This is a genomic window from Pararhizobium capsulatum DSM 1112, assembly GCF_030814475.1.
In the GTDB taxonomy this organism is placed as follows: Bacteria; Pseudomonadota; Alphaproteobacteria; order Rhizobiales; family Rhizobiaceae; genus Pararhizobium; species Pararhizobium capsulatum.
In genome coordinates, this window is the sequence record NZ_JAUSVF010000001.1 from 4,082,588 (window position 1) to 4,097,934 (window position 15,347).

The 15,347-nt window shown below is 60.5% G+C and carries 9 protein-coding genes; 5 read left to right on the forward strand and 4 right to left on the reverse strand.

Annotated elements, in window-relative coordinates; all coding sequences use genetic code 11:
- Positions 1-9 precede the first annotated feature (9 nt).
- Complete coding sequence (locus QO002_RS19700) at positions 10-1,491, forward strand: outer membrane beta-barrel protein (protein ID WP_307232747.1); 1,482 nt, start codon at positions 10-12, stop codon at positions 1,489-1,491.
- Between the two features lie 78 nt (positions 1,492-1,569).
- Here QO002_RS19700 and galU read toward each other — a convergent pair whose 3' ends face one another.
- Positions 1,570-2,457 (reverse strand): UTP--glucose-1-phosphate uridylyltransferase GalU, encoded by an 888-nt coding sequence (gene galU, locus QO002_RS19705; RefSeq protein WP_307232749.1) that lies wholly within the window; start codon positions 2,455-2,457, stop codon positions 1,570-1,572.
- 353 nt (positions 2,458-2,810) lie between these two features.
- Between galU and QO002_RS19710 the strand changes: the two genes are divergently transcribed.
- Complete coding sequence (locus QO002_RS19710; RefSeq protein ID WP_307233553.1) at positions 2,811-3,983, forward strand: lytic murein transglycosylase; 1,173 nt, start codon at positions 2,811-2,813, stop codon at positions 3,981-3,983.
- Positions 3,984-4,175: 192 nt separating this feature from the next.
- The gene (locus QO002_RS19715; RefSeq protein ID WP_307232751.1) at positions 4,176-5,405 is read left to right on the forward strand and encodes an SGNH/GDSL hydrolase family protein; all 1,230 of its coding nucleotides are present in this window, start codon (positions 4,176-4,178) and stop codon (positions 5,403-5,405) included.
- Between the two features lie 81 nt (positions 5,406-5,486).
- On the opposite strand, the gene QO002_RS19720 is transcribed toward QO002_RS19715, so the two are convergent.
- Both QO002_RS19720 and gltB read right to left on the reverse strand, forming a co-directional pair.
- Complete coding sequence (locus QO002_RS19720; RefSeq protein ID WP_307232754.1) at positions 5,487-6,944, reverse strand: glutamate synthase subunit beta; 1,458 nt, start codon at positions 6,942-6,944, stop codon at positions 5,487-5,489.
- Positions 6,945-7,049: 105 nt separating this feature from the next.
- Positions 7,050-11,765 (reverse strand): glutamate synthase large subunit, encoded by a 4,716-nt coding sequence (gltB, locus tag QO002_RS19725; RefSeq protein WP_307232756.1) that lies wholly within the window; start codon positions 11,763-11,765, stop codon positions 7,050-7,052.
- Between the two features lie 526 nt (positions 11,766-12,291).
- On the opposite strand from gltB, the gene QO002_RS19730 reads away from it, so the two are divergent.
- Positions 12,292-13,338 carry a threonine aldolase family protein gene (locus QO002_RS19730; RefSeq protein ID WP_307232758.1) on the forward strand — a complete coding sequence of 349 codons (1,047 nt, stop codon included), beginning with the start codon at positions 12,292-12,294 and terminating at the stop codon, positions 13,336-13,338.
- Here the strand turns inward: QO002_RS19730 and QO002_RS19735 are convergent, their stop codons facing one another.
- Positions 13,339-14,211, reverse strand: a complete 873-nt coding sequence (locus QO002_RS19735) for a LysR family transcriptional regulator (RefSeq protein WP_307232760.1) — start codon at positions 14,209-14,211, stop codon at positions 13,339-13,341.
- Between the two features lie 89 nt (positions 14,212-14,300).
- On the opposite strand from QO002_RS19735, the gene QO002_RS19740 reads away from it, so the two are divergent.
- Positions 14,301-15,302, forward strand: coding sequence for a bile acid:sodium symporter family protein (locus QO002_RS19740; protein WP_307232762.1), 1,002 nt, complete (start codon positions 14,301-14,303; stop codon positions 15,300-15,302).
- The last annotated feature ends 45 nt before the right edge of the window (positions 15,303-15,347 follow it).

A 15,347-nucleotide genomic window follows, 5' to 3' on the forward strand; every position in this document is an offset into this window, starting at 1 on the left:
ATGCGGCTGATGGCGCCAGATTTTCAACCGACCAGGGGCCGTAGCGGCTCTCGTCCGGCGACGACAGTCGCCTGGCTTCTGGCTGGCTGCGCCTTCCTCGCGCCAGCCTTTGCATTGGCACAAAGCCTCGACCCAAGCGCCGACCAGGCCTATCCATCCGCCGTTTCCGGCAACGCGGTGCCGGGACAGGCTGCAGACAGCAGTACTGGCGATCCGGCCGCCGCCCAGACGCCGTTCTTGACCGACGCTAGCGACGGTATCGATTCCCAGTCCGGAGATGCGGCCTTTAACGAAGAGTTCAATCGCATCAATCTGCGCGAAGGCACCGTCGACGGCCTTCGTACGCGATATGACAACAATCGCAGCGAAGCTGCCGGTATCCGTATTGGCACCTTCGTCCTGAAACCCACGCTCGGACAAAGCTACAACCACGAAATCAACAAGGGCAACGGCGACGACAGCGACCGCGGCTACCTTGAAACAGGACTGAAGGGTACGCTGACCTCCGACTGGTCCCGCCACCAGCTGACGGTGACCGGCGAAGGCATCTGGCAGAAGAATGTTTCGGGCGATGGAGAGACCGAACCGCTGGCCGATATTGACGCCGAACTGCGGCTCGATTTCACGGAAGACACTATCGGGCGGCTGCGCGCCGGCTATCATTTCGAGCGCGAGGATTCGACCGACCCGAACGCGATCAACCTGGCGACGACCCAATCCGGCATCAACCAATATACGTTGGGTGCCGGCATCGAACATGATTTCGGCTTGTTGCGTGGCTCGGCGCGGGTCGACTACGATCGTTATGTCTATGGTGATGCCGAATTCGACAATGGCACGACCCTGTCCATGGACGACCGCAACCGTAATGAAGGCACCATAACCGGGCGGATCGGCTATGAACTTTCGCCAGCCATCATCCCGTTCCTGGAGGCCGCTGCCGGAAAATCCGTCTACGATCAGCGCAACGACCGGTTCGGTTATGAACGTTCCTACGACACGTATGCCGGTCGGGCGGGCGTCCAGGCCGATCTCGGTGAAAAGCTCAACGGCGAAATCGCTCTGGGCTACGAAACCTATCGTTTCGACGATGCGCGCCTCAACGATGTCAATGGCTTTACGCTTGACGGCATCCTGAATTGGTCACCGATGCGCGGAACGAACATCGCCTATGGAATCACTACAGGCATCGAACCCTCAACGATGCCTGGTGAAAGCGGCGCGCTGGTCTACACGCTGAACAGCCAGGCCAGCCATGAACTGCGATCCAACCTGATAGCGCGACTGTCGAACAGCCTCACCTTCCGCAACTATCCGGGGGAGAGCCTCTCCAGCGACCAGACTGTCTGGAATACCGGTGCAGGCCTGACCTGGGATCTGAACCGCTATCTCGCCTTGACGGGCGATGTCAGCTACGAAAAGACCAACCAGGACAGCGCGCCATCCTCCAGCGTCACAAAGCTCGGTGTCGGCCTGACGCTTCGAAGATAAACGCCACGCTCACCCACGAACAAAAACGCCGCCTGCTGGAAGAACGGGCGGCGTTTTGATTTCGTTTGATGACGGCGCTTACTTGAGCCCGGCGACAAGTTCCCTGAGCGGGCCTTCTACAGCCGATCGCATATCCGCACGCTGCAGCGCAAAAGCAACATTCGCCAGAATGAACCCATCCTTGGCGCCGCAGTCATAGGTCGTGCCCTGGAAATGATAGGCCGCGAATGACTGGTCCCTCGATAGCTTGATCATGCCATCGGTCAGCTGGATCTCGTTGCCTGCGCCACGCTCCTGCGTTTCGAGGATCGGGAAGATTTCCGGCTGCAGGATGTAGCGTCCATTGATGAAGAAGTTGGAAGGTGCGGTGCCCGGGGCCGGCTTCTCGACCATTCCGGTGATCCTGTAGCCTTCGCCGATCCGGTCGCCGACGCCGACAATACCGTATTTGTGGGCCTGGTCCGGAGCGCACTCTTCAACCCCGATAACATTGCCGCCGCTCTGTTCGTAGAGCTCGACCATACCCTTCAGGCAACCCTTTTCACCCTGCATGATCATGTCGGGAAGCAGCAGCGCGAAGGGCTCGTTGCCGACCAGCTCACGGGCACACCAGACCGCGTGGCCAAGGCCAAGCGGCGATTGCTGGCGGGTAAAGCTGGTGGTTCCGGCCGGGGGCAGGATACCTTCGAGCAAGGTGAGCTCAGCCTTCTTGTTTCGTTCGCGCAGGGTTTGATCGAGTTCGACCTGAATGTCGAAATAGTCCTCGATGACTGCCTTGCCGCGACCGGTGACGAAGATCAGGTGCTCGATGCCCGCATTGATCGCCTCATCGACGACGTATTGAATGACCGGCTTATCGACGACGGTCAGCATTTCCTTCGGCACGGCCTTGGTGGCCGGCAGGAAACGGGTTCCGAGACCCGCGACGGGGAACACGGCTTTGCGGACTTTACGCTTGTCACTCATTGACATCTCCGAATCACGATAATGTGAAATCTAACTGAATTGGTAGCAATGGGGGCGGGAATACAGGGGAATTGCTATTTTTTTGCAAAGGAAGACGATGTCACCAGTTCATGGTAAAGAATTTGTTGACCTCATTTTCTTACACTTCGCTCTTGGCACAGTCGTAAACGCGTCTGTTCCTCGAAACGATGCAGCAGGTTCCTCATATTTTCAGGGAATGCCGGTTGCAAGCCTGTAGAATGTGTAGCTGATCCGCCGGGTCTCAAAAGGCAAGGCGGAGGCGAGAAACGGAACGACAGTCCATGACAAAGAACAGCACATCCTTGCTTTGCCGCGCGGCTGCCGTCGCGTTCATGACCGCCGCGACCTTCATGTCATCCACGCCGGCCTTTGCCGATCAGGGCTTCCAGACATGGATCAACAGCTTTTACGAAACCGCCGCTAAGGCAGGGATCAGCAAGGCAACCTATCGAGCGGCATTTTCCGGCGTCAAGTCGCCCGATCCGGTCGTCCTGGAAAAGGCCGCCTATCAGCCTGAGTTCAAGCACAAGATCTGGGAATATGTCGATAGCCGCGTAAACCCCTATACAGTGCGCATCGGCCAGGAAATGGCTGTGAAGCATGCTCGCACGCTGGCCGCTCTGGAGCGGCACTTCGGCGTCGAGCGCTCGGTCATCCTGGCGATCTGGTCGATGGAATCCAACTATGGCGCGGTTCTCGAAAAGGACGATCGCCTTCACTACGTGCCGCGTGCGCTCGCAACGCTCGCCTATGCCGATCCGAAGCGCGCGAAATATGCCAAGACCCAGCTCGTCGCGGCCCTGAAAATCCTGCAGAACGGGGACGTTTCTCCGCGGGAGCTCAACGGTTCCTGGGCAGGCGCCATGGGCCATACCCAGTTCATCCCCACCAGTTACCTGCTCTATGCGGTCGATGCCGACGGTAACGGCCATCGCGACATCTGGAACTCCATTCCCGATGCGCTCGCAACCACAGCCAACCTCCTGAAGAAGAATGGTTGGCAGACAGGCCAGACCTGGGGTTATGAGGTCGCCGTGCCGGCGAACGGCAGCCAGTATGCCGGCCAGACAAAGTCGCTAGGCCAATGGGCAGCCCTAGGTTTTGCCCGTCCGAACGGCAAGGGCTTCCGCAATCCTGACCAACGCGCGGAGCTCAAAATGCCGGGCGGCGCTGGCAGCCCGGGCTTCCTGATGGCCAAGAACTTCTTCGTCATCAAGCGGTACAACGCCTCTGACTCTTATGCACTCGGCGTCGGCCTGCTTGCCGACGAGATCGCCGGCTACGGCGGCATGCAGCAGGCCTGGGCGCGCCCCGACGGCACGCTGGACATAAAACAGAAGTTCGAGCTGCAGAATCGTTTGAAGGAGCTCGGCTATTACGACGGCGAGGTCGATGGCAACTTCGGCTCCGGGTCTAAGGCAGCGATCCAGGCGTTCCAGAACCGCAACGGCATGTCCCCGGATGGCGAACCAACGCAGCAGCTCCTGAAAGCCCTGCGCAACTAACCCGTCATCATCACGGTATGACCCGCCTGGGTGATACCTCAGGTAGAGACAACATGGGGCGCATTCGTACGCCCTATGTTTTTGACAGTGACAATTCTGTTGCCACAGAACTGCTATGGTCGCATGCTTGCTGCACAAGGCGCATTTGCGAAGTTCGATGGAACAGGAAGGCGCAAAAAGCAGCGTCGGAAGATGACGACGGTCAAGATGATTTCAAGATTTCTTCAACGCATCACACGCTTCACGGTTCTGGCAATAACCGTCGTTGCGCTTGCGGTGACCACCGTCGTTATCGTTTCGCCTCCTGAGGCCGCGGCCCAGGAGCGACGCACGCTTCTGCAGTTCCTGTTCGGTCGCCCGAAACCGCGCCAACCAATCTATGATGACGTCCCCGTCTATCAGCCGCGACAACAACGCCAGCAATCGCGGCCGCAGAAGAAACGCCAGAAAGCCGTGGTGACCGTCACGACGGAACCACCACCGCCTGTCATCCAGAAATCGGAAAATGCCAAGAAGGTGCTTGTGGTCGGCGACTTCGTTGCCGGAAGCCTTGCCGATGGGCTGGATACCGCCTTTGAAACCACGCCCGGTATTGTCGTGGAAAGCCGTTCCAGCGGATCGTCAGGCCTTGTGCGCGAGGACTATTTCAACTGGCAGAAGACATTACCGACCTATGTCGCCGAGCTGAAACCGGATCTGATCATCATCAGCCTCGGCGCCAACGACCGGCAGCAGATGGCGATCGGTGACGGAATGGAGAAGTTCAAGACCGAAACGTGGCTTGGCGAATACACCCGGCGCGCGGCCTCGCTTGCGAGCCTTGCCCACAGCAATGGAACCCCGCTTCTGTGGGTCGGCATGCCGGCCTTCCAGTCTACGGCGATGACGGCTGATATGGTGACCTTCAACACCCTCTTCCGCACGGAGACGGAAAAAGTCAACGGCACCTTTGTCGATGTCTGGGATGGTTTTGTCGACGAAGGCGGCAAGTTCGTCATGACTGGCTCCGATATCAATGGGCAACAGGTTCGTTTGCGCGGATCCGACGGGATCAACCTGACCAAAGCCGGCAAACGCAAGCTCGCCTTCTATGTCGAGAAAGATATCCGCAAGATTCTCGGCGATGCTGCAGCTTCGAGCTCCGATATTCCCGGCGGTGATGACCTGAAGGACCTGATCGTCAGCGCGCCCGCGGCAAACGAGGATATCATCCAGACCCAGCCCATCAGCCTCAAGGATCCCGACCTGGATGGCGGCAGCGCCCTGATGGATGCCAACGCGATCCCTGCCGGCAGCGGCAAAAGCCCCCGCGACCTGCTTGTCGAGAAGGGAGAGGTGGCCGCCGCTCCGGAGGGCCGGGTTGATGACTTCCGACTTGCCAAGCCCGGCACCGTTCTCAGCAATCCGGTGATCCGTAACTGACGAGAGCGTCTTGGCTATCGATCACAAACGCGAAAGGCCGGATCTCCCCGGCCTTTCGTTTGGATCAGACGCGGATGAATATCAGCGCGGTAGGACCGTCGACCCCATCAAGGCCTCATCGATAGCGCGCGCGGCCTGGCGGCCCTCGCGGATCGCCCAGACGACAAGCGACTGGCCACGACGCACGTCACCGGCAGTCCAGAGCTTGTCGACGGAGGTCTTGTAGTCGCTGTCCTTGGCGATGACGTTGCTCGATCCGCGATTATCGGTGTTGATCGCAAGGCGATCCCCGAGGTCCTTCAGCACGCTGTCGGTGAAGGGGCCGCGGAAGCCGATGGCTATGAAGGCGAGATCGGCCTTGATGACGAATTCCGTACCGGCGATCGGCTTGCGGCGCTCGTCGACCTGACAGCACTTGACGCCGGTCAGGATACCATCCTCATCGCCGACGAACTCGAGCGTTGCCACCTGGAATTCGCGCACCGCACCTTCCGCCTGGCTGGAAGAGGTCCGCATCTTGGTGGCCCAGAACGGCCAGACGGCGAGCTTGTCTTCCTTTTCCGGTGGCTGCGGGCGGATGTCGAGCTGCGTCACCTTGACGGCACCCTGGCGGAAGGCGGTGCCGACGCAGTCTGATGCCGTGTCGCCACCGCCGACAACGACGATATGCTTGCCGCCGGCCAGGATCGGATCGGACGGCCAGCCGACGCTGTCTATATTTTCGCGGCCGACGCGCCGGTTCTGCTGGACGAGATAGGGCATGGCGTCATGCACGCCGGCAAACTCGACGCCGGGGATGCCGGCATCGCGCGGCGTTTCGGAGCCGCCGCAGTAGAGTACGGCGTCGTGTTCTTCCATCAGGCTGTCGACGGTGCGGTCGACGCCAACGTTGACGCCGCAATGGAAAGTGACGCCTTCGCCGCGCATCTGGTCGACGCGACGGTCGATGAAGTTCTTCTCCATCTTGAAGTCGGGGATACCGTAGCGCAGCAGGCCGCCGGGCTTGGTCTCGCGCTCAAAGACATGGACCTCGTGGCCGGCGCGTGCCAGCTGCTGGGCAGCCGCCATGCCGGCGGGCCCGGAGCCGATGACAGCGACCTTCTTCCCGGTTTTTACGACGGCCGGCTGCGGCACGATATAGCCCATCTCATAGGCCTTGTCGGCAATCGCCTGCTCGACGGTCTTGATCGTGACCGGTGCGTCCTCGAGGTTCAGCGTGCAGGCTTCCTCGCAGGGTGCGGGGCAGATGCGACCGGTAAACTCCGGGAAGTTGTTGGTCGAGTGCAGGTTGCGGATCGCCTCGTCCCAGTTGCCGTTGTAGACGAGATCGTTCCAATCCGGAATCTGGTTGTGCACCGGACATCCCGTCGGGCCGTGGCAGAAGGGAATGCCGCAATCCATGCAGCGTGCCGCCTGCTTCTGCACTTCCGGCTCGGACATGGGGATCGTGAATTCGCGGAAATGGCGAATACGATCGGAAGCCGGCTGGTACTTTGCCAGTTGCCTGTCGATTTCCATGAAGCCTGTAACCTTGCCCACTATCATTCCTCACTTCAAAATCTGGCGCTCTGCGCCTGGGCCTGCTGGTCATTTCTCCAGACAGACGTTTATCCCTGATCACGCGAAACTTGAGCTTTCGCCGCGTTATTCCGCGGCGACGCTCATGCGCATGCGCTCCATTTCCTCAAGCGCACGCCGGTACTCGATCGGCATGACCTTGCGGAATTTCGGACGGAACTCGACCCAATGGTCGAGGATTTCCTTGGCGCGCGGCGATCCCGTGTAGTGCAGATGGTTCGAGATCAGCTGATAGAGACGCTCGTCATCGTGGCGCGTCATGTCGCCGGCAACATCGACCATGCCCTTGTGCATGAGATCACCGCCGTGATGATGCAGCTTCTCCAGCATGTCGTCCTCTTCCGGAACCGGCTCAAGTTCGACCATGGCCATGTTGCAGCGTTTCGGGAAGTCGTCACTTTCATCAAGCACATAGGCAACGCCACCCGACATGCCGGCTGCAAAGTTGCGGCCGGTTTCGCCAAGAACGACGACCACGCCGCCGGTCATGTATTCGCAACCATGGTCACCCACGCCTTCGACGACTGCGATCGCGCCAGAGTTGCGCACGGCAAAACGTTCGCCGGCCACACCGTTGAAGTAGCATTCGCCGGCGATTGCGCCGTAGAGCACCGTGTTACCGACGATGATCGACTGGGCCGGCACGATCCGGGCGTTTTCCGGCGGATGCACGATGATCTTGCCACCGGAGAGACCTTTGCCGACATAATCGTTGCCGTCGCCAATCAGCTCGAAGGTGATGCCACGCGCCAGGAACGCCCCGAAGGACTGGCCTGCAGTGCCGCGCAGCTTGACCGAGATCGTGTCGTCCTTGAGCCCCTTGTGCTTGTAGCGCTTGGCGACTTCGCCCGAGAGCATGGCGCCGGCCGAACGATCAACGTTCTTGATCTCGGTTTCGACCACGACCGGAGTCTTCGATTCGAGCGCCGGCATCGCCTCGGCGATCAGCTTGCGGTCGAGGATGTCGTGGATCGGATGGTTCTGCTTCTGGGTCCAGTAGGTTGCCTCCTTCGGCGCATCGACCTTGTAGAAGATGCGGCTGAAGTCGAGACCATTGGCCTTCCAGTGCGAGATCATCGCATCCTTTTCGAGGAGTTCCGAAAGGCCGATGATGTCATCGAACCGCGCAAAGCCAAGCGAAGCCAGAATTTCACGCACTTCTTCGGCGACGAAGAAGAAGTAGTTGATGACATGCTCGGGGGCGCCCTTGAAGCGCTTGCGCAGGACAGGGTCCTGCGTGGCCACGCCCACCGGACAGGTGTTGAGGTGGCACTTGCGCATCATGATGCAGCCGGCGGCAATCAGCGGTGCGGTCGAGAAACCGAACTCGTCGGCACCGAGCAGCGCGCCGATGATGACGTCACGGCCGGTCTTCAGGCCGCCGTCGACCTGCAGCGCGACGCGCGAGCGCAGGCCGTTCAGCACCAGCGTCTGGTGGGTTTCGGCAAGGCCGATTTCCCAGGGGCTACCGGCGTGCTTGAGCGATGTCAGCGGCGAGGCACCGGTGCCGCCGTCATAGCCGGAGACGGTGATATGGTCGGCGCGCGCCTTGGCGACGCCGGCGGCAACCGTGCCGACGCCGACTTCCGAGACGAGCTTGACCGAGATATCGGCGGCCGGGTTAACGTTCTTCAGGTCGTAGATCAGCTGTGCCAGATCTTCGATCGAGTAGATGTCATGGTGCGGCGGCGGCGAAATCAGGCCGACGCCCGGGGTCGAGTGGCGGGTCTTGGCAACGGTCGCATCGACTTTGTGGCCGGGCAGCTGGCCGCCTTCGCCGGGCTTGGCACCCTGTGCCACCTTGATCTGCAGCATGTCGGCATTGACCAGATATTCGGTCGTGACGCCGAAGCGGCCGGAGGCAACCTGCTTGATCGCGGACCGTTCCGGGTTCGGCGAGCCGTCATGCAGCGGGAAGTAACGATCGCTCTCCTCGCCGCCTTCACCGGTGTTCGACTTGCCGCCGATCCTGTTCATGGCAATTGCAAGCGTGGTGTGCGCCTCGCGGCTGATCGAGCCGAAGGACATCGCGCCGGTCGAGAAGCGCTTGACGATATCAGCGGCCGATTCCACCTCGTCCACCGAGATCGGCGAGCGGCCGAGGGCGCTCGCATCCTTGATGTTGAAGAGGCCGCGAATGGTGTTCATGCGCAGAGCCGCGCCGTTCACCATCTGGGAGAATTCGGTGAAGCGATCCTTGGCATTGCCGCGCACCGCATGCTGCAGCGAGGCAATCGAGTCCGGTGACCAGGCATGGCCTTCGCCGCGCATGCGGTAGGCATATTCGCCACCGATTTCGAGCGTGCGGCTGAGCAACGGGTCGGAGCCAAAGGCCGACTGGTGGCGGGTGAAGGTTTCCTTGGCGATCTCGTCGAGGCCGATGCCTTCGATCTGCGTCGCGGTGCCGAAGAAGTAGCGGTCGATCAGCTCCGTGGACAGGCCGACAGCGTCGAAGATCTGGCCGCCGCAATAGGACTGGTAGGTCGAGATGCCCATCTTGGACATGACCTTCAGGATGCCCTTGCCGATCGCCTTGATGTAGCGATAGACGACTTCGCTGGCATCAACTTCCTTCGGGAAATCGCCGCGCTTGTGCATGTCGAGCAGGGTATCGAAGGCGAGATAGGGGTTAATCGCCTCGGCGCCGTAACCCGCAAGCAGGCAGAAATGGTGCACTTCGCGCGGTTCGCCGGTTTCGATAACGAGGCCGACGGAAGTGCGAAGCCCCTTCCGGATCAGATGATGGTGCACGGCGGCCGTTGCGAGCAGCGCCGGGATCGCAACGCGGTCCGGGCCGATCTGGCGGTCCGAGAGCACGATGATGTTGTAGCCGCCCTTGACCGCCGCTTCGGCGCGCTCACAAAGGCGATCGAGGATTTCCGGCATGCCTTCGGCGCCGCGTGCGACGTCATAGGTGAAGTCGAGCGTCTTGGTGTCGAAGCGATCTTCCGTGTGGCCGATCGAGCGGATCTTTTCGAGATCGCCGTTGGTCAGGATCGGCTGGCGCACTTCGAGCCGCTTGGCGTGCGCCGCACCCTCGTGGTCGAGGATGTTCGGACGCGGACCGATGAACGACACGAGGCTCATGACCAGCTCTTCGCGGATCGGATCGATCGGCGGGTTGGTAACCTGGGCGAAGTTCTGCTTGAAATAGGTGTAGAGCAGCTTCGTCTTGTCCGACATGGCCGAGATCGGCGTATCGGTACCCATAGAGCCGATGGCCTCCTGACCAGTCGTCGCCATCGGCGACATCAGGATCTTGGTGTCTTCCTGGGTGTAGCCGAAGGCCTGCTGGCGATCGAGCAGCGACACGTCGCGGCGCAGCGCCCGGGGTTCTACCGGCTTCAGGTCTTCCAGGATGAGCTGGGTGTTGTCCAGCCACGTCCGATAGGGATGGCGGGTTGCGAGCGACGATTTCAGATCCTCGTCGGAAATGATGCAGCCCTCTTCCATGTCGATCAGCAGCATCTTGCCGGGCTGCAGGCGCCACTTCTTGACGATGCGCTCTTCGGGAACAGGAAGCGTGCCGGCTTCCGATGCGAGGATGACGCGGTCATCATCGGTGACGAGATAACGGGCGGGGCGCAGGCCGTTGCGGTCGAGGGTGGCGCCAATCTGGCGGCCATCGGTGAAACAGACGGCAGCCGGACCATCCCACGGCTCCATCAGGGCAGCGTGATATTCGTAGAAGGCTTTGCGATCAGGCTTCATAAGCTGGTTACCCGCCCAGGCCTCGGGGATCAGCATCATCATCGCGTGGGACAACGCGTAGCCGCCCTGGACGAGGAATTCTAGCGCGTTATCGAAACAGGCCGTGTCCGACTGGCCTTCATAGGAGATGGGCCAGAGCTTGGAGATATCGTCGCCGAAGAGCGGCGAGGACACCGATGCCTGACGTGCCGCCATCCAGTTGACGTTGGAGCGCAGCGTGTTGATTTCGCCGTTATGGGCGACCATGCGGTATGGGTGCGCCAGCTTCCAGGACGGGAAGGTGTTGGTGGAGAAGCGCTGGTGCACGAGGGCGACAGCAGACTCGAAGCGCGGATCGGCCAAGTCCTTGTAATAGGCACCGACCTGATAGGCGAGGAACATGCCCTTGTAGACGATGGTCTTCGAGGACAGCGACACCGGGTAGAAGCCGGTCTCCGCACCCTGATAGGCGTCGTAGATACGGTTGGAGATCACCTTGCGGAGCGTGAACAGGCGGCGCTCGAATTCGGCGTTGGTCGCAGCATCGCGACCGGCGCCAATGAAGACCTGCACATGGCGCGGCTCGGTGGCGGCGATATCAGGCGCCTTGGAGAGCGAGGCATTGTCGACCGGCACGTCGCGGAAACCGAGCAGAACCTGGCCTTCTTCCGCCACCACATCGGTGATCACCTTCTTGAAATGATCAACCTGGGTCTCGTCCTGCGGCATGAACAGATAGCCAACTGCATAGTCGCCCGCCTTCGGCAGGGTGACGCCCTGCGCCGCCATTTCCTCGCGGAAGAAGCGGTCCGGAATCTGCACGAGAATGCCCGCGCCATCGCCCATCAGCGGATCGGCGCCGACGGCTCCACGGTGCGTTAGGTTTTCGAGGATGAACAAGCCGTCCTTGACGATTTGATGCGACTTCTGCCCCTTCATATGGGCGACGAAGCCGACACCGCAGGCATCGTGCTCGTTGCGCGGATCGTAGAGGCCCTGTTTTTTCGGGAGACCGGACGTGGCTTTCTCAGCCGTCGTCGCCTCAAGCGCGCGGTTGAGATCCAGTTCCTGTGATGGCGTGAAATCCGTCATCGTCTTCCCTCCTGTTTGGCCCCTTGTCGGGCGATCCTGCAGTCCGGGGCGGGGCCGCGGATATTCCGCATGCTGCACCGGCATTATCGTTGCATGATCCTGATCCGGTCGCAAATGATGCGTCGCACAATCAGGCAGATTGTTCGCGACCGTGGCGATGTGAGCGCAAGCCGTTTTCGGCTGCGACTTTCGATCGTCGGCCATGTGCATCTGGAATGCTTTCACGGCCGGTTCCGGTCTCGAGACCGAAATAGGACAGGCATACTGTCCTATTTCATAGGTTCTATGCCAGAAAGCACCGAGGACCGCAAGAGTACCAATACAAAATAATCGGACAGATTTTGCCAAACATTGCCGATAATTTCATTTTTGAGTAATTTAATTTCGCCAACCAGCATATTTCTTCAATTTGGTTTCAAACTGGTATTGGATTGTCCTTGTCGCAACGAATGGGTTGCGCCGCCTGAACATCGGGTTATGGTCTGCCTCGACCGCATTGGCGGGTGTCATCCACAGGACTGCATTCATGATCTTCTCTTCCGATAACTGGGCTGGCGCCCATCCCATCATTGCCGAAAGCCTTGTCAAGGCGTCCACCGGGTTTGCCTCGGCCTATGGCACCAGCGATCTCGACCGCAAGGTGGAAAAGAAGCTCTCTGAAGTCTTCGAACATGATGTTGCGGTGTTTTTCGTCGGCACAGGCACGGCTGCAAACTCGCTGGCCCTGGCAAGCGCCAACAAGCCGGGTGGACATATATTCTGCCACCGCGAAGCCCATGTGAACGTCGATGAATGCGGCGCACCAGAATTCTTCTCCCACGGGGCGCGCATGGCGCCGGTCGATAGCGAAAACGGCCGGATGGACCCCGCCAAGCTGGAAGCCGAGATCAAGCGCTTTCCACCCGGTTTCGTCCATGGCGGCCAGCCGATGGCCATCACCATGACCCAGGCGACGGAAGCAGGTACTGTCTACGGGGTTGATGAGATCGATGCGATCTCATCCATCGCCCGCCATTATCATCTGCCGCTGCACATGGACGGCGCGCGCTTCGCCAATGCGTTGGTGACGCTTGGCGTCACGCCCGCCGAAATGACTTGGAAACGTGGCGTCGAACTTCTCTCCTTCGGCGGCACCAAAAATGGCTGCTGGTGTGCGGAAGCACTCATTCTTTTCAATCCTGCCCGGGCAGCAGAGATGCACTACCTGCGCAAGCGCTCTGCCCAGCTCTTCTCGAAATCACGCTTCATCGCGGCGCAGTTCGATGCCTATCTGGAGAACGACCTCTGGCTCGATCTCGCGAAGCATTCAAATGGCATGGCAGAGCGTCTCGCCAAGGGCATTGAGGCTTCCACCTCAGCGCGTCTAGCGTGGCCGAGCGGTTCCAACGAGCTTTTTGTCATCCTGAAGAAGACCGTTGCCGAGACGCTGCAGAAGGATGGCGCGGTGTTCTACGACTGGCCGGTGCCGCACCAGCTGGCAAGCTCGGTGACAGCCGATGAAGGCCTCTACCGCCTCGTCACCAGCTTTGCGACAACCGACGCGGATGTGGACGCCTTCCTGAAGCGTCTCTGATCAGGACAATCCTGCGTCGGACCCGATCTGCGGGCGGCCAACGGCAGCCATGATCTCGTCCGACAGCGCCTTGATCAGCGCCGGATCGGCAGCCTTGCGGGCGACGAGCACAAACTCGACATCCTCAAGGCGAGGGAGGCGGCTGATGCCGACCTCCCGCAAGCCAGTCGGCGCAAGGCTCTTCGGCTGGACAAGCACCCCCATCCCAGCGCGCGCCGCTGCCGTCAGTCCTGTGAGGCTGCCGCAGGTGCAGACGATGCGCCACGCGATGCCTGCCCGTTCCAAGGCTTCCAGCGCAACACTTCGGGTGATACTGGGCGGGGGGAAGGCGATCAGCGGCAGCGCCTCGTCGCGCAGCACCCGCTCGGGGTCGCGCGCCAGCCAGACCAGCGGCTCGCGATAAACAAGCCTGCCGCGCGGATCGCCGACGCGCCGTTTCGCCAGCACCAGATCGATCGCGCCTTCATCCTGCATCTGGTAGAGCGCACCGCTCAGCGCCACCGTCAATTCCAGATCGACCGACGGATGGGTTCGCGCAAAATCCTCCAGGATCGATGGCAGCCGGCTCGCCACAAAATCCTCCGAGACCCCGAGATGCAACCGACCCCGCAGACGCCGCTCGGTGAAAAGCGCGTGAACCTGACCGTCCAGCGACAGCATGGCGCGTGCCGGCCCGAGCAGCGCCTCCCCATCCGGCGTGAGGGAAACCCGGTGCGTGTCACGCTCCACCAGCTTGCGTCCGAGATCGTCTTCCAGCCGGCGGATATGCTGGCTTACCGTGGATTGCCCGATGCCCAGACGCTCGGCTGCGAGGGTAAAGCTTGCCATCTGCTGGACAACGAGAAAGCTGCGGAGTTGCACCAAGTCCAGCATTATCATCTCATTTCATGATGACTATTATTTCTTGCATTCGATATCATAATGACAATGATGCCGCCATCCTCATCAGAGCTTTGATCGCCATGCGCCGTTTCCTGCCCGATACTTTTACCATGCTGCTCGTTCTCACCGTGGCGCTCGCCTCGGTATTGCCGATCTCCAGTGCACCTGCCGAATGGTTTGGTTTGGCGACCAAGATCGCGATCGGGCTTCTCTTCTTCCTGCACGGCGCACGCCTGTCGCGGGATGTCGTGCTGGCAGGCCTGCTGCACTGGCGGCTGCACCTTGTCATTCTGGCAACGACCTTCGGCTTCTTTCCGCTGCTTGGCCTTGCTGCCGCACTGATCCCTGCATCGATCCTGCCGCCGGCGCTCTACACCGGCATTCTCTTTCTTTGCGTGCTCCCCTCGACGGTCCAGTCATCCATCGCCTTCACCTCAATGGCTGGCGGCAATGTTCCCGCAGCAATCTGCGCCGCCTCGGCGTCCAATATTTTCGGCATGTTCCTGACGCCGCTTCTGGTCGGCCTGCTGTTTTCGGCCAGCGGCAAGGGCGGGTTCTCGCTCGATGCGCTCGAACAGATCCTGCTGCAACTGCTGGCGCCGTTCCTGCTCGGCCAGATCCTTCAGCCCTGGATCGGCGACTTCATTCGCGCTCGTAAGAAGTTGCTGATGCCGGTCGATCGCGGTTCGATCCTGATGGTCGTCTATCTCGCCTTCAGCGAGGCGGTGACGGAAGGCCTGTGGCACACCTTCTCCGTCCGCGATCTCGCTGTTGTCATCGGTCTCGATATCCTGCTGCTGGCGATCGTCCTCACTGTCACGATGTTCGGCAGCCGCAAGCTTGGCTTCTCCCGCGAAGATGAGATCACCATCACCTTCTGCGGATCTAAGAAGAGCCTGGCGAGCGGCGTTCCCATGGCCAATGTCATCTTCGCCGGCCAGAGCATCGGCAGCATCGTGCTTCCCCTGATGCTGTTCCACCAGATCCAGCTGATGGCCTGTGCCGTGATCGCCCAGAAATATGCCGAATATGGCCGGCGCAAGCTGGAATCTGCGGCACCAGCCGAACCGGCCCGTTCCTGATGGCAAAAAGGCGGCGCCGAACCGGCACCGCCTTCATTCTATAGG